Source organism: Cobetia sp. MMG027, from assembly GCF_027947415.1.
GTDB classification, from domain to species: domain Bacteria; phylum Pseudomonadota; class Gammaproteobacteria; order Pseudomonadales; family Halomonadaceae; genus Cobetia; species Cobetia marina.
Genome location: NZ_JAQJIO010000001.1, coordinates 218254 through 239924, shown reverse-complemented (window position 1 = coordinate 239924; position 21671 = coordinate 218254). Strand labels below are relative to the sequence as shown.

The 21671-nt window shown below is 62.6% G+C and carries 20 protein-coding genes and 1 tRNA gene; 7 read left to right on the top strand and 14 right to left on the bottom strand.

Features of this window, described 5'->3' with window-relative positions; genetic code table 11:
* Nucleotides 1–17 precede the first annotated feature (17 nt).
* A complete protein-coding gene (gene glcF / locus PJK54_RS01030; RefSeq protein ID WP_176493034.1) occupies nt 18–1343 on the top strand; it encodes a glycolate oxidase subunit GlcF in 1326 nt (441 codons plus the stop codon).
* Nucleotides 1344–1416: 73 nt separating this feature from the next.
* A complete protein-coding gene (locus PJK54_RS01025) occupies nt 1417–1824 on the top strand; it encodes a GlcG/HbpS family heme-binding protein (RefSeq protein WP_271301993.1) in 408 nt (135 codons plus the stop codon).
* Nucleotides 1825–1947: 123 nt separating this feature from the next.
* Here PJK54_RS01025 and PJK54_RS01020 read toward each other — a convergent pair whose 3' ends face one another.
* A complete protein-coding gene (locus PJK54_RS01020) occupies nt 1948–2853 on the bottom strand; it encodes a LysR family transcriptional regulator (protein ID WP_271301992.1) in 906 nt (301 codons plus the stop codon).
* Nucleotides 2854–3045: 192 nt separating this feature from the next.
* Here PJK54_RS01020 and mgrA point away from each other — a divergent pair, with 192 nt between their 5' ends.
* Nucleotides 3046–4074: an L-glyceraldehyde 3-phosphate reductase gene (gene mgrA, locus PJK54_RS01015; RefSeq protein WP_191236757.1), complete on the top strand. Its 1029-nt coding sequence runs from the start codon at nt 3046–3048 to the stop codon at nt 4072–4074.
* A 187-nt stretch (nt 4075–4261) separates the two neighbouring features.
* Here mgrA and xylB read toward each other — a convergent pair whose 3' ends face one another.
* The 10 genes from xylB to PJK54_RS00965 form a co-directional block, all read right to left on the bottom strand.
* Nucleotides 4262–5779: a xylulokinase gene (gene xylB, locus PJK54_RS01010; RefSeq protein ID WP_271301991.1), complete on the bottom strand. Its 1518-nt coding sequence runs from the start codon at nt 5777–5779 to the stop codon at nt 4262–4264.
* Between the two features lie 24 nt (nt 5780–5803).
* Nucleotides 5804–6505, bottom strand: coding sequence for a nucleoside/nucleotide kinase family protein (locus PJK54_RS01005; RefSeq protein WP_307722823.1), 702 nt, complete (start codon nt 6503–6505; stop codon nt 5804–5806).
* Between the two features lie 60 nt (nt 6506–6565).
* Nucleotides 6566–7408 carry an L-iditol 2-dehydrogenase gene (locus PJK54_RS01000; RefSeq protein ID WP_141392384.1) on the bottom strand — a complete coding sequence of 281 codons (843 nt, stop codon included), beginning with the start codon at nt 7406–7408 and terminating at the stop codon, nt 6566–6568.
* A 26-nt stretch (nt 7409–7434) separates the two neighbouring features.
* Complete coding sequence (locus PJK54_RS00995) at nt 7435–8145, bottom strand: HAD family hydrolase (protein WP_240499560.1); 711 nt, start codon at nt 8143–8145, stop codon at nt 7435–7437.
* A gap of 26 nt (nt 8146–8171) precedes the next feature.
* Nucleotides 8172–9419: an ABC transporter ATP-binding protein gene (locus PJK54_RS00990; protein ID WP_271301990.1), complete on the bottom strand. Its 1248-nt coding sequence runs from the start codon at nt 9417–9419 to the stop codon at nt 8172–8174.
* Nucleotides 9420–9509: 90 nt separating this feature from the next.
* A complete protein-coding gene (locus PJK54_RS00985) occupies nt 9510–10394 on the bottom strand; it encodes a carbohydrate ABC transporter permease (protein WP_077373218.1) in 885 nt (294 codons plus the stop codon).
* A gap of 31 nt (nt 10395–10425) precedes the next feature.
* A complete protein-coding gene (locus PJK54_RS00980; RefSeq protein WP_043334545.1) occupies nt 10426–11313 on the bottom strand; it encodes a carbohydrate ABC transporter permease in 888 nt (295 codons plus the stop codon).
* A gap of 258 nt (nt 11314–11571) precedes the next feature.
* Nucleotides 11572–12915: an ABC transporter substrate-binding protein gene (locus PJK54_RS00975; protein WP_077372660.1), complete on the bottom strand. Its 1344-nt coding sequence runs from the start codon at nt 12913–12915 to the stop codon at nt 11572–11574.
* Nucleotides 12916–13616: 701 nt separating this feature from the next.
* On the bottom strand, nt 13617–14573 hold the full coding sequence (locus tag PJK54_RS00970) for a sugar-binding transcriptional regulator (RefSeq protein ID WP_077372656.1): 957 nt from the start codon (nt 14571–14573) through the stop codon (nt 13617–13619).
* A gap of 185 nt (nt 14574–14758) precedes the next feature.
* Nucleotides 14759–15352: a Yip1 family protein gene (locus tag PJK54_RS00965; RefSeq protein ID WP_077372653.1), complete on the bottom strand. Its 594-nt coding sequence runs from the start codon at nt 15350–15352 to the stop codon at nt 14759–14761.
* A gap of 289 nt (nt 15353–15641) precedes the next feature.
* Between PJK54_RS00965 and dctP the strand changes: the two genes are divergently transcribed.
* Both dctP and PJK54_RS00955 read left to right on the top strand, forming a co-directional pair.
* Entirely contained in the window at nt 15642–16637 is a 996-nt protein-coding gene (dctP, locus tag PJK54_RS00960; protein WP_271301989.1) for a TRAP transporter substrate-binding protein DctP, read from the top strand.
* Nucleotides 16638–16800: 163 nt separating this feature from the next.
* The gene (locus tag PJK54_RS00955; RefSeq protein WP_271301988.1) at nt 16801–17796 is read left to right on the top strand and encodes a TRAP transporter substrate-binding protein; all 996 of its coding nucleotides are present in this window, start codon (nt 16801–16803) and stop codon (nt 17794–17796) included.
* 110 nt (nt 17797–17906) lie between these two features.
* On the opposite strand, the gene PJK54_RS00950 is transcribed toward PJK54_RS00955, so the two are convergent.
* Nucleotides 17907–18545, bottom strand: a complete 639-nt coding sequence (locus PJK54_RS00950) for a LysE family translocator (protein WP_271301987.1) — start codon at nt 18543–18545, stop codon at nt 17907–17909.
* A gap of 357 nt (nt 18546–18902) precedes the next feature.
* Here PJK54_RS00950 and PJK54_RS00945 point away from each other — a divergent pair, with 357 nt between their 5' ends.
* Together PJK54_RS00945 and PJK54_RS00940 are read left to right on the top strand one after the other, a co-directional pair.
* Complete coding sequence (locus PJK54_RS00945) at nt 18903–19364, top strand: HIT family protein (protein ID WP_271301986.1); 462 nt, start codon at nt 18903–18905, stop codon at nt 19362–19364.
* 180 nt (nt 19365–19544) lie between these two features.
* The gene (locus tag PJK54_RS00940; protein ID WP_271301985.1) at nt 19545–20078 is read left to right on the top strand and encodes a hypothetical protein; all 534 of its coding nucleotides are present in this window, start codon (nt 19545–19547) and stop codon (nt 20076–20078) included.
* A 50-nt stretch (nt 20079–20128) separates the two neighbouring features.
* Here the strand turns inward: PJK54_RS00940 and PJK54_RS00935 are convergent.
* Both PJK54_RS00935 and PJK54_RS00930 read right to left on the bottom strand, forming a co-directional pair.
* A tRNA-Gly gene (locus PJK54_RS00935) sits at nt 20129–20202 on the bottom strand.
* 160 nt (nt 20203–20362) lie between these two features.
* Nucleotides 20363–21403: an adenosine deaminase gene (locus PJK54_RS00930; RefSeq protein WP_333781903.1), complete on the bottom strand. Its 1041-nt coding sequence runs from the start codon at nt 21401–21403 to the stop codon at nt 20363–20365.
* Nucleotides 21404–21671: the final 268 nt, after the last annotated feature.

Here is a 21671-nt window from a genome sequence, read left to right as displayed (position 1 = left end):
ACGGGAGACGCACCTGAATGCAGACCCACTTCAGTGACGCCGCACTTGCCAGGCCGCACATCCAGCGAGCCGACAAGGTTCTGCGCAGCTGTGTACATTGCGGCTTCTGCAATGCCACCTGCCCGACCTATCAGCTGCTGGGCGATGAGCGCGATGGACCGCGTGGACGCATCTATCTGATCAAGCAGCTGCTGGAAAGCGATCCCGAAAGTCCCGACGAGGCAGTTCGCGAGCAGGCAACGCAGATCACCCGCGAGACCCAGCAGCATCTGGATCGCTGCCTGAGCTGTCGCAGCTGCGAGACCACCTGCCCGTCAGGCGTGCAATATCACACCCTGCTGGATATCGGCCGTCAGGAACTGGAACGGCGCGTCGGGCGCCCCTGGCGTGAGCGCCTGCTGCGCGCCGGGCTGCGCCATGCGCTGGTCGAGCCTGCTCGCTTCAAGGCCTTGCTGGCACTCGGGGTGCGCTTCCGCCCGCTCGCGCCGGGCGCGCTGGCCGACAAGATCCCGCTGGCCCGCGAGCACGACCGTCACGCTGAGCACCCGGCCGTCCCCGTCACCGCGACGCCTTCTGATCAGGCGCTTTCGCGTCAGGTGCTGATGCTGGAGGGCTGCGTGCAACCGGGTCTGGCTCCCAACATCAACGCCGCCACCGCCCGCGTGCTGGCGCGCTTCGGCATCGGCGTCACGCCGATCCGCGAGGCCGGCTGCTGCGGCGCCATCGACTATCATCTCAACGCCCAGCAGGCCGGTCGCGCGCGCATGCGTGCCAACATCGATGCCTGGTGGCCGGCCATCGAGGCGGGCGCGGAGGCGATCGTGCAGACCGCCAGTGGCTGCGGCGCCTTCGTCAAGGAATATGGCGAGATGCTGGCCGATGACCCGGACTATGCTGAGCGCGCCGCGCGCGTCAGTGCCCTGGCGCGTGACATCGTCGAGGTGCTCGGTGAGGAGATCGCCCGCGATGACCGACCGACGCTTTCCGCCGCCTCCCCCGACCCGCAGCCGCTGGCCTTCCACTGCCCGTGCACCCTGCAACATGCCCAGGGTCTGGGCGGTGAAGTGGAGAAGATATTGCGCGCGCTGGGCTTCACCCTGACCCCGGTCGCCGAGGGGCATCTGTGCTGCGGTTCCGCCGGCACCTACTCGATCACGCAACCGGAGTTGTCACGCCAGCTGCGAGACCGCAAGCTTGAGGCGCTGGAGGCCAACGGGCCTGCGCGCATCGCCACTGCCAACATCGGCTGTCAGACGCATCTCTCGAGCGCCGGACGCACGCCGGTAAGTCACTGGATCGAACTGGTGGATGACGCCCTGCCCGAGACGCTGCCGCAGGCATGACGATTCACCGTTATTGTTATTGTTACTCTTGCTGTCACTTTCACTCACTCGCACCACTTGCCAAGGAAGCCCGATGATCACTCGCCACGTACTGACCCTCGCTGACGTCAATCAGATGCTGGACGCCGCCCAGAAGGAAGCCGAGACCAACGGCTGGGCCGTTTCCATCGCCGTTGCCGACGATGGCGGCCACCCGCTGGGCCTGCGTCGCCTGGACGACACGCCGGCGATGACCGGCTACTTCGCACAGCAAAAGGCCAAGAGCGCTGCCCTGGGGCGCCGCGAGACGCAACTGTTCGAGGACTCCATCAACGGCGGACGCACCGCCTTCCTGTCAGCGCCGGAGCTTGAAGGCATGCTGGGCGGCGGCGTGCCGGTGATGGTCGAGGGCCAGATCGCCGGCAGCATCGGCGTGTCCGGCGTCAAGCCGGAGCAGGATGCCCAGATCGCCAAGGCCGGGGTCGCCGTACTGGGTCTCTGAGACCCCGCCAGCCTGGTCAAGAGGCCTCACCGGTCTGAATAAAAGGCGATTAAAAAGACCGCCGCGCCCATCAGGGTACGGCGGTCTTTTTGCATACGCCACTCTTGCGTCTGTGCCTTTCGGTCACGCACTGCGAGGTGGCATGGCGGCTTCCACCGCCGCCATGAAGGCGCGCAGCTTGCCCGACTGCGGCAGGCGCTGGGGATAGAGCATGTAGATGCTGTTGGGCTCGCCCTCCTCGTGCGCCAGCAGACGCACCAGACGCCCCTCGGCCAGCTCACGATCCACCAGGTAATGAGCGACCCGGATGATGCCGGCGTGATCCAGCGCCTGCTGCTTGAGCAGACGATGATCATTGATCGCCAGTCCGCCAGCGGGGCTTACCTCACCACTGGCCAGCGGCCAGCCGGATTGCCCGGCCCAGCGGTGGCAACGGTGGTCGGCAAGTGCTGCGGCCGTGTGAGGGGTGCCCTGCGCCGCAAGGTACTCGGGCGAGGCACAGCAACAGTGGACGTAATCCAGCAGGCGCCGCGCGATCAGGTTGTCCGGTGGCGTGCGCGTGGCGCGAAACGCCACGTCAAACGGTTCGCGCGTCAGATCATGACTCTCGTAACTGACGTCCAGGCGCAGCTCGACCGCCGGGTGGCGGGCCTGGAAGGCATTGCAGACCCCGATCAGATAGCGCTCGGCAAACAGCACCGGCGCCGTGATGCGCAATACGCCGCTGAACCCCTGTCGCAGGTGCTCCCTCCCATGCTCGAGGTCGTGCTCGAGGTCACGCTCCAGTGCCAGCAGCTCGCTGCGCACGCCTTGCATGCGCTGGCGGATACGCTCGCCCTCCTCGGTCAGGCGCACCGCCCGCGTGGTGCGAATCAGCAAGGGCGCCCCGATATCGTGCTCAAGCCGCCGCACCTGCTCGGAGAGATGGGCGCGCGAGATGCCCAGCACCCTGGCCGCCTGCGTGAAGCTGAGCGATTCCGCCACCTGAGCGAACAACATCAGGCGCTCTACCTGCTTGTGATGCTGCATCCAGCCTGCTCCTCATGACAGCTACTAGGGATTTCAGTGATCGAGCCTGCCATAGCATTGTACGTTCTGGCGAACAATCTATTCGTTCGCATGTGCTTATCAGACCGACAGACGCGACCTAGACTGAAGGTGTCATCCGAGGTCATTTCCTCCTTGAGACATCCCCGCCTTCACTCGCGAAAGGACTCCGCCATGCGCTATACCCCGGCTGAAGATCGCTACGAACGCATGCAATACCAGCGCTGCGGCAAGAGCGGCCTCAAACTGCCCCGCCTGTCACTGGGGCTTTGGCACAACTTCGGCAACAACGCCCATGAAGACAATGCGCGCGCCATCTGCCACACCGCCTTCGATCTGGGCATCACCCACTTTGATCTGGCCAACAACTACGGGCCGCCCCCGGGCAGCGCCGAGGAAATGTTCGGCCGCATGCTCAAGCGCGACTTCGCCGGCTATCGCGATGAGATGGTGATCTCCACCAAGGCGGGCTATCACATGTGGCCTGGCCCCTACGGCGAATGGGGCAGCCGCAAGTACCTGCTCTCGAGTCTGGATCAGAGCCTCAAGCGCATGGATCTCGATTACGTCGACATCTTCTACTCGCATCGTTTCGACCCCGACACGCCGCTGGAAGAGACGATGGGGGCGCTGGACAGCGCCGTGCGTTCCGGCAAGGCGCTCTATGCGGGCATCTCCTCCTACAATGCCCAGCGCACCCGCGAAGCGGCCGCCATCCTGCGCGAGCTGGGCACGCCGTGCATCATCCATCAGCCCAGCTACTCGATGATCAATCGCTGGATCGAGGAAGACGGCCTGCTCGACACCCTCGATGACGAGGGCATCGGCTCCATCGTGTTCTCGCCGCTGGCCCAGGGCGTGCTGACCGACAAGTATCTGGGCGGCGTGCCACAGGACAGCCGCCTGGCACGTGGCGGGGCGATCAAGGAAGACCACCTCACCGAGGGCAACCTGGAGCGGGTGCGCGCCCTCAATGCCATCGCCGAGCGGCGTGGCCAGTCGCTGGCGCAGATGGCGCTCGCCTGGGCACTGCGCGGCAACCGCGTCACCACCGCACTGATCGGCGCCAGCCGTCCGCAGCAGGTCAGTGATTGCGTCAAGGCGCTGGATCACCTCGACTTCACCCAGGCCGAACTCGACGAGATCGACCGCTACGCCGTCGATGGCGGCGTCAATCTGTGGGCGCGCTCGTCCAATGCCTAAGCTCGTGCATAAGCTCGCACCCAAGTTCTCGCTCAAGCACGCAATCTAGAGCCTGATAGCGTACGAGAGCCTGATAGCGTACGTATGAGCTGCGACTGATGCAGTGAAGTGCCAGACAACATCGCCCCCGCCGAGTGAGCCTCGACGGGGGCGATGTTGTCTGGCTTGAAGCGCTGATGGCAGGAATTCAGCCGCCGGTGGGAATGCCGTGCTCGCTGGCCAGCAGCGCGCGGTAGTCAGCGTAGCCCTTGCGGTAGGCGGCCACTCCCTCGGGCTGGGGCTGGGTGTGGGTCGTCAGGTCCAGCGCCACCAGCCGATCACACAGCGCCTTCAGCGTCTCGCTGCGTGGCCCCTCTCCCTGCGCGTCCCGCTGGCGCAGACACCAGCCGGCCTGAATGGCGGCGCCCAATGCGGCGGCCTCGGTCACCTGCGGGCAGACCACCTCGAGGTCGAGAATGTCCGCCAGCATCTGACGCCACAGCGGGCTCTTGGCACCTCCCCCCACCAGCCGAATCTGGCGCGCCGCACTGCCCAGCGGCCCCATGCACTCAAGCGCGTAGCGCAGGCCGTAGCTTGCGCCTTCCATGGTCGCGCGGCACAGGTTGGCCGGGGTGGTGTTGCGGCTGTCCAGCCCATGGAAACTGGCCTGGGCACGCGGCAGCATCGGCACGCGCTCGCCATTGAAGAACGGCAGGATCTGCACGCCCTCGGCCCCGGGAGGCGCGCTTGCCACCTGCGCGGAGAAGGTATCGATGTCGAAGCCGAACATCTCGCGCACCCGCGTGGTGGCAGAGGTGACATTCATGGTGCACACCAGCGGCAACCAGCCGCCATCGCTGGCGCTGAAGGCAGCCACCTGAGGGTCACAGCCCTCGGGATACTGAGCTGACCACGCGCATACCGTGCCGGAGGTGCCCATGCTCAGCGTGACGCGCCCCGGCGCGATGTTGCCGGTGCCGATGGCACTCATCATGTTGTCGCCGCCACCACTGGAGACGATGACGTCGTCACGTAGCCCGAAGCGCGCGGCGATCTCGGGCCGGATATGCCCGGCGGGCTCATGGGATTCGATGAGTCTGGGCAACACGCGCTGCGCGTCCAGTTCCGGGGCGATCTGCGCGAAGACATCCTGATGCCAGCAGCGGCGCCGGGTATCGAAATAGCCGGTGCCCGAAGCGTCGCCATATTCGGCGACATGCTCCCCGGTCAGCCAGAAATTGAGATAGTCATGCGGCAGCAGGATGCTGGCGATGCGCTGATAGCGCTCAGGATGCTGTTCACGCAGCCAGGCGAGCTTGGAGGCGGTGTAACCGGTCTGCAGCACCAGTCCCAATGCCTCCAGACAGCCCGCCTCTCCGCCCAGCGCCTCGATCAAGGCGGCGTTATGCTCGCGGGTCTCGGTATCACACCATAGCTTGGCCGGATAAAGGGGCACGCCCGCCTCATCCAGCACCACCATGCCATGCTGCTGACCGGACACCCCGATCGCCTCGATGCGCCGCGGGTCCAGCCACGAGGTGGTCAGTGCCTCATCGAAGGCACCTTCCAGCGCGGCGACCCAGTCGAGCGGGTCCTGCTCACGGCGTCCGTTGGCCCCTTCCTGCAGCGCATGACTGCGCTGGCCCTGGGCCACGATCCGCCCGGAGTCCGGGTCGAGAATCACCACCTTGGTGCTCTGGGTTCCACAGTCAACGCCAACCCACATGCGGCTCTCCTTGCCATCCATCATTCAGCTGTCATCCGCGTCGGGGCCGATGGGGTCGTTCGCCAGACGCCAGCGCCAGTCGGCGTTGAGCGAGTCCTGCTTGATCAGATGCGCATTGAGCATGTCCTTGTGATGGGTACGCTCATGGGCACCCCGCGCATCCTGGCCCATCTCGCGCCAGCGATGCAGCAGGCGCGGCACCAGGACCTCATCCTCGATGTCCAGGAAGATGCGGATATCGAACAATTCCAGCAATGCATCCCAGGGCGCGTGGCGCAGCAGCAGATAGTTGCCCTCGACCAGCACGATGCGATGACGGGGCTCGACCACGCGGCCTCCGGCACGCGCCAGATCCAGCGGGCGGTCGAACACCGGCACGGCCACCGGGCCATCATCGGCGCGCACCCTGACGAGGTCGTGATAGAGCCCGCGCGCATCGAAGGTCTCCGGAGCGCCCTTGACGTAGAGCAGCCCCAGAGGGGCCAGCACGGCGTTGTCGTAGTGATAGCCATCCATCGGCACCACCACGGCGATGCCGGGTTCCAGCGCGTTGAGGGTCTCGCACAGGGATTCCGACAGCGTCGACTTGCCCGCCGCCGGCGGACCGGCGAGGGCCACGATGGTACGTGTGCGCTGACTGGAGGCATGTTCCGCCAGCACACGGCTGGCCATGTCGTCCAGTGAGGGCGACATGTGGGCCAGGCGAGAATCGGGTAAAGATGTCACGTGACTACCTCATTCATGGATGCACACCGCTTGCAGCAGGACGGAAGGTGTCTTTCATCCTTAGCTCATCCAGTTGCCACCGTCGACATTGAGTGTCTGGGCGACGACGAAATCGCTGTCTTCACAGGCCAGGAATACCGCGGCGCCGGCGTGGTCATCCGGCAGTCCCATGCGCCCATAGGGCACGGCCTCCCCGACCAACCGCTTCTTCTCTCCCAGCGGGCGCTGTTCGTGATGGGCAAACAGCGCATCGACCTGATCCCACATCGGCGTATCCACCACGCCCGGCGCGATGCCATTGACATTGATGCCATGGCGGATGAGATCAAGTCCGCAGGACTGGGTGAGACTGATCACGGCCGCCTTGGAGGCGCAATAGGCGCTGACCAGCGCCTCACCCCGCCGCCCTGCCTGCGAGGCCATGTTTATGATCTTGCCGCCCTGCCCGCGCTCGACCATCGTCCTGGCCACCGCCTGCAAGGTGAAGAACAGCCCTTCGACATTGACCGCCAGCTGGTGGCGCAACATGCCTTCGCTGACCTCAAGCACCGGCGCCATGGCGAAGACGGCCGCATTGTTGACCAGAATGTCGATCGGGCCCAGCTGGGCCTGCACGCACTCCAGCATGCTCTGACGCGAGACGCTGGAGGTCACGTCCAGCGTCACCGCCAGCACCCGCGCCTGCGGCCCGGCCTGTGCACGCAGTCGCTTCGCGGCACGCTCGGCCGCCTCGCCATTGATGTCTGCCAATGCCACATAGGCACCTTCCGCGACATACCGGGTGGCGATGGCCAGACCGATGCCTCCCGCACCGCCCGTGACCACGGCCACCTTGCCCTTGAGCCTTGCACTGCGGGACACCGGCGACGTCACGGAGTCACTGTCAGCGCGTCCAGAAGCCATGTGCATGTGTCACCCCCTGACGGTGCTCATGTGGCGCTCAGGTCGCTGGCCTGTCCAGCATGCAGCTGGCGAATCAGACCGTTGACCTCTTCCATGGTCGCACAGCTCTGCCAGGCACCCGCCTCCTGCTGACGCTGCGCATGCCCCGGCGGAATATGTCCGGCACCGGTAAAGCCGATCACGCGCAGACCGGCCGCGACCGCCGCGCTGACACCGGCCAGGCTGTCCTCGACCACCACGCATTCCTCGACATCACGCCCCAGCTGACGCAGTGCCAACTGATAGACATCCGGCGCAGGTTTCGGCCGTGCGACCTGCTCGGCCGTGAACAGCGGCACCTTTCCCAACCAGCGATCCAGACCCGTGGCGGCCAGCGAGGCACGCACTCGTCGCTCGGCGCTGTTGGAGACGATCGCCACCGCCAGACCCCGGGTCATCAGCTCGCCCAGCAGTTCCGCCATGCCCTGGATGGGCGCAAGCTCACTGGCCAGACGCGACTCGATGGCGTGATCGATGCGCTCCATCGCCTGCGGCGGCAGCGTGTGTGCGCTCATGGCCTCCAGATGCCCCAGAATGGCATCAGTGGTCATGCCCAGCGCCGCACGCAGCTCCGCCTCGGTATCCAGGTCCGGCAGCCATTCCCCCAACTGACGTGACAGCACCTCCTCCGCCAGTATCTCGCTGTCCACCAGCACGCCATCACAATCGAAGATCACCTGCTGCAAGGGTGTACTCATGTCGGCCTCCTCCTCGGGCTTCCCGTTCATGCGCGGGCTGCCTGTGCGGCACCGGCACTGGACAGTGAATTGTCCTGACGCGTCAGGCTGGTCAGCGGGTGACGGTTGAGATTCTGCAATGCCAGACCCGCGGCGGTGAACAGGTGCGCACGCTCGGTCTCGAAGCCGTAGCGGATGCGGTCTCCCACACGGCTGTCGACGTCGCCATCCGCCATCAGAATCCAGCCGCTGTCGGACTGCTCGTCAGACTTGAGGCCGCCGATCGGCGCATCGCCGGAGCCGTCCGGGGTCGCCAGATAGAGCGACGTCACCCCGCCCAGACGCTCGATGACCTGAATCTGACCCGTGAACGGGCCATTCTCGTCGAGCACCAGATGCTCCGGCCGCACGCCCAGCGTCAGGGTATCGCCGACACACACCGAGGCACCGTCTTCCGTCTGACTCACGACCGGAATCAGGTGCTCACTGCCATCCGGCAGACGCACCGTGACCCCTTCGACCGCCACGGTGGTGACGGAGAGGTCGAGGAAGTTCATCTTCGGTGAGCCGATGAAACCGGCCACGAAGCGATTGCGCGGGTGATGGTAAAGCTCCATCGGCGAGCCGACCTGCTCGACCACACCGCCCTGCAGCACGACGATCTTGTCAGCCATGGTCATGGCCTCGACCTGGTCGTGGGTCACGTAGATCATGGTCGCCTTGAGCTCGGCATGCAGGCGCGCCAGCTCGATGCGCATCTGCACGCGCAGCGCGGCGTCCAGGTTGGAGAGCGGCTCATCGAACAGGAAGATGCTCGGGTTGCGCACGATGGCACGCCCGATGGCGACACGCTGACGCTGGCCACCGGACAGTGCCTTGGGCTTGCGATCCAGCAGCGGACCCAGTTGCAGCACCTCGGCGGCCGCGTTGACCTTCTCGGCACGCTCTTCCTTGGAGACGCCGGCGAGCTTGAGGCTGAAGCCCATGTTCTCGCCCACCGTCATGTGCGGGTAGAGCGCATAGCTCTGGAAGACCATCGCCAGGCCGCGCTCGGCCGGGCCGACATCGTTCATGCGATTGCCGTCGATCAGGATGTCACCGGACGTCGCGTTCTCGAGTCCGGCGATCATGCGCATCAGCGTGGACTTGCCGCAGCCGGACGGGCCGACGAAGACCACGAATTCCTGGTCCTTCACTTCCAGATCGACCCCCTTGATGACCTGGGTCGTCGTGGCGCTGGCGCCACTGCCGGAGGTGAATTCCTTGACGATGTTCTTGAGCGTGAGTGTGGACATGGGAAGTTTCCTTATCCGCACCTGCCCTCGGGCAGGTGATGGCAAAATTTGGGTGGCATGGCATCAAGGCGACATGCGTATGGCGCGCCGTTACTTGACGGCACCGAAGGTCAGGCCGCGAACCATCTGCTTCTGGGTCATCCAGCCGAAGATCAGGATCGGCGCGATGGCGAGCGTGGAAGCCGCGGAGAGCTTGGCCCAGAACAGCCCCTCAGGACTGGAGAAGGAGGCGATGTAGGCAGTCAGCGGTGCGGCGTTGGAGGTGGTCAGGTTCAGGCTCCAGAACGCCTCGTTCCAGCTCAGGATCACGCACAGCAGGCCGGTGGAGGCGATGCCCGGCAGGGTCAGCGGCAGCAGCAGATGGAAGATCTCCTGCAGCGTGCTGGCGCCGTCCATGCGTCCGGCCTCCAGGATGTCCTTGGGAATGTCCTTGAAGAAGGTGTAGAGCATCCAGACCACGATCGGCAGGTTCATCAGCATGTAGATGATGATCAGGCCGGTACGGCTATCCAGCAGTCCCAGATCGCGGAAGATCAGGTAGACCGGCAGCAGCACGCCCACGGACGGCAGCATCTTGGTGGAGAGCATCCACAGCAGCGTGCCCTGGGTGCGCTTGGTGGGCAGGAAGGCCATCGAGTAGGCGGACGGAATCGCGATCAACAGCGCCAGCAGCGTGGCCCCCAGCGAGATCACCACGCTGTTGAGGGCATACTTGAAGTAGTCCGCACGCGCCTGGATCTCGATATAGCCCTCGATGCTGGGCGTGAAGAACAGGCTCGGCGGCGTGGCGATCGCCTCGGCCTCGGTCTTGAAGCTGGTGAGGATCATCCAGAAGATCGGGAAGAACATCACCAGCGCGATGGTCCAGGCCACCAGGGTCAGGACAAGTTTCTTGTTGATCACGCTGCGGCGCGCACGACTGGCGCTCACTGCTGCGCTGGCGGCGGCCACGGAATTGGAAGTTGAAGTCGACATCATTGAGTCTCCCTGTGCTGAGCGCTTGTCATCAGTTCTCGAGATTCTTGGCGACGGTACGCACCAGGAAGAAGGCCACGATATTGGCCAGGATGATGGCGATCACGCCACCGGCGGAGGCACCCCCCACATCGAAGTCCAGCAGGGCGCGGATGTAGATCAGGTACGCCAAGTTGGTCGAGGCCAGCCCCGGACCACCGGAGGTGGTGACGAAGATCTCGGCGAAGATGGTCAGCAGGAAGATCATCTCGATCATCACCACCACGCTGATGGCACGCTTCAAGTGCGGCAAGGTGATGTAGAAGAAGATCGCCACCGGCCCTGCCCCGTCCATGCGTGCCGCCTCGACCTGGTCGTCATCCAGTGACTGGATGGCGGTCAGCAGGATCAGCACTGCGAACGGCAGCCACTGCCAGGTGACGATGATCACGATGGAGGTCAGCGGCAGGCTGGCGAACCAGTCGATGGCCGGCAGACCGAACAGCCCGGCGACCCAGGCGAGAATGCCGTTGACCGGGTGCATCATCATGTTCTTCCACACCAGCGCACTCACGGTGGGCATGATGAAGAACGGCGCGATCACGAACAGACGCGCGACGCCACGCCCGAAGAATTCCTGCTGCAGCAATACCGCCAGCAGCGTACCGCCGACCACGGTGGCCACCAGCACCCAGCCCACCAGCAGCAGGGTATTGCCCATGGCCGTCCACAGGGACGGGTCGGTCAGCAGATAGTAATAGTTGTCGACGCCGGCAAAACCGGACACCGACGGCATCATCAGGTTGTAACGCTGGAAGGAGAACCACAGGGTCATGACCAGTGGTACCAGCATCCACATCAACAACAGGCTTACGGCTGGGGCTTGCAGCGACAGGGTTCGCAATCCCCCGACGGTGCGTCCGGATGCTCTCGTGCGCATGGTGAGTCCTTCGATACGGTGAGGAAGTCCGGCAATGCGGTGGGCTTCAGGCCGAGGCTCCCCGTGCCACACCGCAAGGGCGTTGCAGGAGTCTCGAGAGGAAGAGGTTGCCGCGGGTGCCGGACGGGCTCCCGCCGTGCTTCGAGTCAATTCGTGTTGAGGCTCAAGGCAAGGCGGGAGGCCGTTGGAACATTCAGGTCAGATCAGACCAGATCCTTTGAGATCACAGCTGTTGAGATCACAGCCGTTGAGATCAGATCAATAGCCCGACTGGCGCATGGTGCGCTCGGTGGAACGCTGGGCGGAGGACAGCGCCTGCTCGACCGACATCTGGCCCGCCAGCGCCGCGGCGATCATCTGACCCACCTGGGTACCGATGGACTGGAATTCCGGGATGGTCACCATCTGCACGCCGACATACGGCACCGGCTCAAGCGTCGGATCGGTCGGGTCGGCACTGGTGATGGCGTCCATCACGAAGCCGGCGAAGGGGGCGGCGTCCTTGTAGGACTGATTCTCGTAGGTGGAGACACGGGTGCCCGGCGGAATGCTGGCCCAGCCTTCACGCTCGCCGACCAGATTCACGTATTCCTGGGATGTGGCCCAGGTGATGAAGGTCTGGGCGGCATCCTTGGACTTGGAAGACTCAGGAATGGCCAGTGCCCAGGACCACAGCCAATGCGAGCCCTTCTCCGTCTTGGCGATCGGCGCCGGTGCGAAGCCCAGCTTGTCAGCCACGGAAGATTCCTTCGGGTTGTAGAGCTTGCCGGCTGCGGACGTGGCATCGACCCACATGCCGCACTTGCCGCTGGAGAACAGCGCCAGGTTCTCGTTGAAGCCGTTGGAGGTCGCCCCCGGCGGGCCGTACTTGCCCATCATGTCGACGTAGAAGTTGATGGCCTCGCTCCAGGCCGGCGAGTCCAGCTGCGGCTCCCACTCCTCATTGAACCAGCGGCCACCGAAGCTGTTGACCATCGTGCCCAGCACCGCCATGTTCTCGCCCCAGCCCGGCTTGCCACGCAGGCAGATACCGTAGACGCCTTCATCCGCGGAGTTGAGCTTGGCGGCCCAGTCGTTGACCTGTGTCCAGGTCGGCTGCTCCGGCATCTCGATACCGGCCTTCTCGAAGAGGTCCTTGCGGTAGTAGAGCATGGAGCTCTCGCCATAGAACGGCAGCGCGTAGAGGCCCTGGTTCTCGCCTTCGGTCAGGCTCAGACCATCACGCACCGGCTTGATCAGGTCATCGACCTGATAGTCGTCCGGCAGATTGTCGAGCTTGGTCAGCCAGCCGTGCTTGGCCCAGATAGGCACTTCATAGGTACCGATGGTCATGACATCGAACTGGCCACCCTGGGTCGCGACATCGGTGGTCAGGCGCTGACGCAGCACGTTCTCTTCCAGCACCACCCAGTCGAGAGTGATATCCGGATGCGCCTTCTCGAATTCGCTGGTCAGGCTCTGCATGACCACCATGTCGGCGTTGTTGACGGTCGCCACGGTGATGGTCTCGGCACTCACCTGTGCGCTGAGCGGCGCAATGGCGGCGACGCTGGCGAGCGTGAGCAGATGACGGCGGGGCTTGGTGATGTGAGGTAGGCGCATGAGGGCACTCCATCGGGCGTTATTGGCATTGTTCTTTTCGAGGGTAGCGGCACCTGAGGCACCGATACCTTCCCATCTACCGGTCTGGTGCTCGAATGTCCTGGCGAGACATCTCGGCACAAATACGTTCGATCAAAACGTCATTCAGTGAACAAATGATCGGATCAGACCTTTGAAAAAGCAAACTCTGAAGCGCTATACCTTGGGCTATACCACCTTGGGATCTGATCCTTTGGGTGTAGACCGATAGCCGGCATGACCTCTGAGCTTGCGACCCGATCAGCCTATACAGATATTAGCGTTAAACGAAACAACGCAGCCCTTGATCGAGGCGGAATTCGCCGCCATTGAGTCGAACAATCCTGCCGGAATGTCTGACAAGAGATGGCAGGTTTCGCAGCAAAAGCCGTGGGCCAGACGAAGGAAGGAGAGAAAGAAAGAGAAAAGAAGGTGAGAAATAAGAGAGAGAAAAAGAACAGACATGGCGGCGCGATGTTGTGTGCATATCCCAGGCATCGCGACAGCAAGACAACGCCAGACACTGTCCCCGCCCTGCTCCCGATGACTCTCCCGGCGCCTTGTATGGCGTCTATCCACGAGAGCCTGTCATCGGGAGCCTGTCGTCGAGCGCAAGCCGTCAGCAGAACGCCATCAGAATGCCCCCATCACTCTGAAGCCATTCGAAGGCAGCCGTCCCCTGCTCAGTCCTTGAGTGCCGCGCAGACCCGCTGGGCGGCCACCTCATCGATGATCAGCCCCTGCAGCCAGCCACCGCGCAATGCACTCAGAATGGCCGGCACCTTGTCGTGCCCGCCCGCCAGCCCGATCAGCGGCTGTGCCTTGAGCGAGGTCAGCGGCACGCTGGTGATGCGCTGCGCCAGCGGGCAATCGATCAGCTGTCCATTCATGTCCAGCGGCCAGCCCATCAACTCGCCCACGGCACCGACTTCCATCAACTCATCGCGCTCGGCGGCGCTGATGAACTGATCCTGGAACAAGGTCGCCTGGGCATCGAGTCGCCCGATGCCGATCATGCCCACATCGGCCTCGCAGGCGACGCTGAACACCGCCTTGACCAGACTCTGACTGAGCAGTGACTCCTTCTCCTCGACACTGGCCGCCACCACCGGTGCAGGCAGCAGAAAGCGGTCCGCGCCGATCTTGTCCGCCAGCAGCATCACGCCGTCATAGCGGTTCGAGGAGCCATTCAGAGCGACATTGCCGACCAGCGACACGATACGATGCTGGGGCCGCTCACTGCGGCTCAGGGCTTCCACCGCCGCACGCACCGCGCGTCCGGTACTCAACGAGATGGTCTGTGGCTGCTGTCGACCGAGATAGAACGACAGGCGCTCGGCACCGGCCACCGCGAGATACTCCGCAATGCTTTCCGGCGACTGGGTGTCCGAGGGCACCACATCGCAGAAGCTCAGACCGAATCGCTCCACCAGCGCATCCGACAGCGCCATGCTACTGGCCACGGGGTGATCGATGGAGATCTTGACCAAGCGTTCCTGACGCGCCAGCGACAGCAGGCGCTGTATTCCCGGGCGAGAGACCCCAAGCTGGGTGGCAATCTCATCCTGGGTTCGCCCTCCCACATAGGACAACCATGCGGCACGCGCAGCCTGCTCCAGTCTCAGCTCAAACTTGTCCATGCGCTTTCTTCCACACTGTCTATTGAGTCCAACACTTTCCACGCCGCTGCCGCCGAGCACAAGGGCCACGGACCAACACGGTCACGAAACGGCGACGCCCCGCCGGTGAAGGCGAGGCGTCGAAGGGGTGTTTTCTCGAGCAGATGGCATCACGTCACTGACATCGGGGTCGTTGCCTCACGGGGCTACATGAACCAGCGTGCGCCGTACCCCCACAGCAGCACGGTCACCGCCAGCAGTCCTTCCAGCACCAGCACCCCGATCCCGAGCGTGGAGCCGGTGACCAGAAAGCCTTCCTTGTTGGAGATGTCCAGCAGTGGCGGGATGCCCAGATACAGCAGATAGGCGCTGTAACACAGGCCGATGGTACCGGCGAGAATGCACAGCCAGATGATGGGATACAACGCCACCAGGCCTGCCAGGAACATCGGCGTGGCCACATAGCCTGCGAAGATGATGCAGCGACGACGACTGGGATGACCCGAGAAGCGCTGCGACAGCAGGTGTATGACGGTGCCCATGAAGGCGATCGCCGTCAGGATGGCGATGTAGAAGGCGATACCGGCATAGAAGGCATCGAGGGGTTCCAGCAGGATGGCGTGGCCTTCCGTCAGGCTCCAGCCGACCTGGGTGGTACCGATGTAAGCGCAGATGACAGGCACCAGCGCCATGAGCAGCACATGATGTGCGTAGAGGTGGGTGATGGATTCGTGTTCCTTGCGGATGGTCTGCCATTCCCGTTGCGGATGTGCCATCAAGCCCCATACGTGGGTCAGCATGTGGTCTACCTCCCGTTGACAGTCGTCGACAATCCGGTCATGCGGTCCCGGCGCGGAATTCGTGTCAGGGCAGTTGCACGGCCTTGTTCTGAGCGTAGACCACATTGCGTCAACTGGCAGTTCAACGCCCGTTGCGCCGCCCTGAACCCTGCGTTGGTGCAGGGGAAAGGAGAGCGGCGGCTTGCGTTGACCGAAACACCAACGGCAAGGGAGGCGCGAATGAGAGATACTGGATGTATCAGACACAACGGATGGATGACGACACATGCCAACTGGACAGCGCTCAAGCATGAAGAGAGTGCTCGGAGTGATCCTTGCCCTGGGTCTGGCGCCAATGGGCGCGGACGCCCGGGCTGACTCGGTCGAGCTGACCATGAGCCGGGAGTATGGCCCCCAGACCATGATGGGGCAGCGTGCCCAGGCATTCGTCGAGAAGGTGGCCTCGCTCAGCGAGGGAGAACTGGTGATCCATTTCGGTGAAGGCCCGCTGACTCGCCTGCGGTCAGTGAATCATCTTGAAGCCATCAACGCCGATATCATTCAACTGGCGGACTCCCACAGCGGCGCCCTCGCCACCAGCATGCCGCTGTTCAGCATCAGCTCACTGCCCACGCTGGTCGACAATCCGCGCCAGGCCCGAGAGCTCTATCGCCTGGCTCGCCCGAGTTACGAGGCACTGCTGGCGCGCCATGATCAGATTCTGCTCTACGCCCTGCCCTGGCCTCCCAGCGGGCTGTGGTCGCGCAAGCCGATCACCACACGCGATGACCTCCGGGGCGTGCCCGTGCGGGCCTACGACCGCAATACCCAGCGCGTGCTGCTGAACCTCGGCGCCATCGCCAGCGTGCTGAGCTGGGAGCCGATGCAACAGCAACTGGCCGAAGGCCGCATCGAGGCCGTGATGACCTCGGCATTGGGTGGTCTGACAGCCGAGCTCAACCGCACGCTGGATCACTACACCGCCCTGCAATACGCCATGCCGCTCAATATCGTGCACATGAGCCAGGCGAGATTCGAGGCCCTCGACGCCCCCCAGCGCGAGGCGCTGCTCACCGCCGCGGCAGAGATTGAAGATACCAGCTGGGACGCCATCGCCGGCATCCTGGAAGAGACGCACGCCCAGCTTGAACACGCGGGCGTGACTGTCCGCAATCCCCTCACGCCTGATCTCAAGCAGTCACTTTCCCGCGCCAGCATCAGCGTGATCGAAAGCTGGCGCAGCAAGGTAGGCCCGAAGGAAAACGAATTGCTGGATCACTATCTTGACGTGCGCTCCACGCTCTAGCGCCGCCACGCTCTCCAGTCCGCCCAGGTGTCTCGCGACACCCGGGCATGAAGCGCGAGCCATTCGGTCTGGCGGATCAGCCCCGAGCCGAGGGCCGTGGGAGCGCCCTCGAGTGTCCCGATGCCGGACACCCGGAATGACAACAACGAGAAAGGCCCCCACCATGACGCCATCCTCTCCTCTACGCCGATTCCGCTCGCTCATGGCGCTCACCGCGCTGTTGACGATCCCCCTTGCCCAGGCCCAGACGACGCTCAGCATGAGCAGCGACTACGAGCCCGATACCCTGATGGGCCAACGCGCGGCAGAATTCAGCCAGGAAGTCACCAGGCAGTCCGATGGTGATCTGGCCCTGACGCTGCGCTCGGACATTCGCTCGGCCAGTCACCTGCAGGCCACTTCCGCCGGCGTCATCGACATTGCCGCGACGCTGAGTGGTGCCCTCGCCGAGGAGATTCCCTTCTTCGGCATCTCGTCGTTGCCGGCCATCGCCTACAACCTCAAGGAAGCGAACCGTCTCTATCAGCTCGCCAAGCCCCGCTATCGCGAGCTGCTCGAGGACCACCACCAGATACTGCTGTTCGCGCTGCCATGGCCCCCAAGCGGCCTGTGGAGCACTCGGCCCATCGCCGATGGTGATGACCTCAAGGACATGCCGATTCGCACCTATGACCGCAACACGCAGCGTATCCTGCTCAATCTGGGGGCCGACCCGCGAGTCATGAGCTGGGGGGAACTCAAGCCCCTGCTCGAAGCTGGCAGCATCCACGGCGCCCTCACCTCCGCCATGGGGGGTGTCAGCGCCGAGCTCTACCGGTACATGCCCAATTTCACGACGCTCAACTACGCCATGCCGCTCAATATCGTTCACATGAATCGTGACAGCTTCGATCGTCTCGACAAGCGCCAGCAGACGGCACTGCTCGCTGCCGCGAAGGCAACGGAAGAAAACGCCTGGGCATCTGCTGAAGCCGTGCTCGCCGAGGCCTATACCACCTTGCAAGCCAATAGTGCACGCCTGATCACCCCTGCACCGCCGGCACTCCACCGTGACCTGGAAGCCGCCAGCCAGCATGTCTTCGATAGCTGGAAGCAGAAGGTGTCACGTCAGGACGGCAACCTGCTCGAAGAGTATCTGGAATCACGTCCTGAACGCTGAGCCTTAAAGCACTGATGATCAACAGGCTCCAGACACGACAACGGCACCCTAGGGTGCCGTTGTCGTCTTCGTGCGCTTCACGTCTTGTGCAATGGCAGCCAAGGCTCGGCTCACCGATGCGACGCCGCCAGTCCCGCGCCGGCCACGACGAACAGACTGCCCGTGGTGCGATTGAACAGCCGCACGCGCCGGTGGCTATCAAACCAGCGACTGATGCTGGAACCCGCATGGGCGTAGGTGCTCATCGTCAGCAGGTCCACCACCAGCCAGGTCAGCGCCAGCACCACGAACTGGGGCAGCTGCGGCTGGGCCATGTCGATGAAGTTGGGGAACAGCGCGCCGAAGAACAGCAGGTCCTTCGGGTTGCTGATCCCGATACCGAAGCCCTTGCGGCACAGTTGCCAACGCGTGGCTCTGGCGCGGGTCTGGCCCTCCTCCCCCACGGCGTCGAACACCACCGGCTGGGATGGCGCCCGCCAGGCCTGAATGCCCAGATAGATGAGATAGAGTGCCCCGACGATCTTCAGCACCAGAAACCCCGTCTCCGACGCCGCCAAGGCCGCGCCGAGGCCCAGCGACGACAAGCCCATCAACACCAGTGACGCCGCCGCTCCGCCCGCCACCGTCGCGAAGGAGCGGCGTCGACCGTGGCGCAGGCCATGATCCATGCACAGCAACGCAAACGGTCCGGGAAAGGTGATCAAGGCGGTGATGACGCTGACATATGCCAGCCAGACGGTGAGTTCCACTGGGGGTTCCTTGTCGTTCAACGAGTGACGAACTGCTGAAAGGTGACCTGCCAATATCGCGACTCTCCGCCACGTCAGCAACACTTTTCGCTTCGATCGGCTCGGCAAGACAGTCACGTGGCACTTCATCGAGCAGGCTGCTGCCGTTACCCCTTCTGCGGGAACTGCCAAGCATTGACAACCAGACTCCATCAAACTTCACTCATACAAGGAGACTGACAAGTTCTCTTTACAAGGGCTCAGATCACAAGGCTCATATCACACGGCTCAGATCACAAGGCTCAGATCACAGGGCTCTGATCACTGTGACCCAGAATCAGGACGAATCTGACGACACTTAACTACCAGGGAAGGATCATGAGTGACTGCATATTTTGTCAGATCGTTACCGGCCAGAGTCAAAGCCATGTCGTGGCCGAAGATGAGCACTTCCTGGCCTTCCTCTCTATTTTCCCCTCTACCCCGGGCAACACGGTCGTCATCCCAAAACGCCATCTGGGCAGCTGCGTGTATGAACAGGATGACGAGGTGATTCTCGGCCTGATGCGTTTCACGCGTGGCGTGGCGCGCAAGCTCGATGCCTACTTCGGGACAGCACGCACCGCCATCATCTTCGAAGGTTATGGCGTCAACCACCTGCACGCCAAACTCATCCCGCTGCATGGCACCCAGCCAGGCGAATGGCAGGCCAGACACTCGAAGATGAAGTACTACATGACCGAATACGATGGCTACGTCGTCAGCGCTGATGGCCCGCGTGAGGATGATGCGCAACTAGCGGCACTGGCGGAAGAGATACGTTATAAGAGAAACTCATAAATATTTTTCCTAGGCATCGATATGACCAACATACACTAAAAAGAAGATTGCGTTAAAGTTAACTTCGACAACATTTTGACTAATCCAGATAGCGTAGAAACATTTAAGCCACTACTAGACATCAAACTATATGCAAAATGAAAAAACTGTGCTTAAACCATATATAAGGAAGACAATCTCATGGAACGATTTTTTCAGTCGATCGAAAGAGCTATAGTATGTCATGATTGGTATGGGGCTCTCTCGACTGCCTTAACTATTCCAGACATCGCAGGTAAATTTGAAAACCCTCAACTTAAAGTTGGTCAACGATATAAACAGTGGTACAGAGAGTGGCTCCAAGAAACCTATACTGGAAAGGGAGCTGCACTTGACGGCCACATATTCTTGAGTGATGAGGACTGCTATGGTTTAAGTTGCAGTTATTTACATGCAGGTGGTGCCGAGCTCGAGAAAAAAGCCAAACATACACTCGAAAAGTTTCATTTTATAGAACCGCCTAATTGGGGGTCAGCTCATAGAAATATGGTAAATGGAAATATTTTACAATTACAAGTAGATAAGTTCTGTGAAGATATAGTTCTGGCTGGTAGGGAATGGGTTACTTGGGCTAACTCAGAACGTCAGGATATTATTGAAAGAATGGATAGTTTGCTCTTTATCCATAATGCTAACAACGGGATACCAGGGCTGATAGAGATTCACAAAGATTAAAGGAGGGAATCGTAAAAAAGCCTCCCGAGTGGGAGGCTTTTTGAAGAATCTGGAGCGGGTGAAGGGAATCGAACCCTCGTCTTAAGCTTGGGAAGCTTCTGCTCTACCATTGAGCTACACCCGCAGGGCGGTGCATTGCGCACGCCAGAACTGCATTGTACTCAACGACTTAGCACGGTCAAGCAACATCTGATGGAGCGCTTGCCGCAGGCGGCGTCATGCTGGCGATGTTGGTGGCCAAGCCATTGATTACATTCAGTATTCGAGCGTCAGTGATAATTGCGTCACGCCACGCAGCTGTCGAGTTGCGCCAGCAGTACATCACGGCGGGTGTCACTCATGCCGAGGCCTTCGGCGCGCTGCGGGAAGGCGGCGTCGATGGCATTGCGACACAGGGTGAGCCACTGCGTCTCGCTGAGATCCAGCGCCTGCTGCACGGCGATGAAGTTGTCGAGCATGCCGCCACCGAAATAGGCCGGGTCATCCGAGTTGAGGGTGATATTGAGCCCGGCCTCGATCAGCTTGGGCAGCGGGTGGTCGTCCATGCGCTCCACCACCTTGAGCGCGACATTGGAGAGCGGACACACCGTCAGCGGGATACGCCGCTCGGCGAGTTCCGCGACCAGCGCCGGGTCTTCCAGGCAGCGCACGCCGTGGTCGATACGCTCCACCCCCAGCACCTCAAGCGCGGTGCGAATGTACGCAGCCGGCCCCTCTTCGCCGGCGTGAGCGACACGGTGCCAGCCGCGCTCCCCCGCAAGCTGGAAGACCTCGGTGAACTTCTCCGGCGGGTTGCCGATCTCGGCGCTGTCCAGCCCGACCCCCACGAAGCGTGACTCGAAGGGAATCAGCGCCTCGAACAGTTCGCGTGCAGATTCCGCGGAGTGGCAACGCAGGAAACTCGGCACCAGTGCCGAGGTGATATCGAATTCCTTCACTGCCTCACGACAGGCGCGCTCCAGCCCCGCGAACTGGGTGGCCAGGCTCACGCCACGTGACAGATGCGCCTGTGGGTCGAAGAACAGCTCCAGATGCTTGACGCCATCGGCACTCGCGCGACGGAAATAGTCCTGCGCCAGTCGGTAGAAATGCGACTCGTCATTCAGCACGCCCATGCCCTGATAGTAGAGCGCGAGGAAGGCGGGAAGATCCGCGAAGTCATAGGCCGTCTCGACTTCCTCCAGAGTGGCATAGGGCAAGGCGATGCCCTGCTCCGCCGCCAGCTCGAACATCAGCGCAGGGGTCAGCGAGCCCTCGATATGCAGGTGCAACTCCACCTTGGGCAGGCGGGCGAGAAAGTCATGCATGCGCGGGGTAAGGGTCATGGCCCGTCTCCTCAATGAAAGGCGGCGGCTGGGAGATCGCGAAACGTTCATCACAGCCTGATGGCGCAATTCTAGCAATCCCGGGACCACCTTGAGGAGAGAGGCTTGGGGAAATGCCGATTCCTGCCAGGACGCCTCAGCCCTGCGCCTTTCCGCTGCGCGCCGAAATAGGCTATTTTCGTTCATTCGTACTCTCGCAATGACTCGCCATGCCAGAACCCGCGAGTACGCAAGCCAGCCGCAGAAGACACGCCGCCCTGGCTGACAT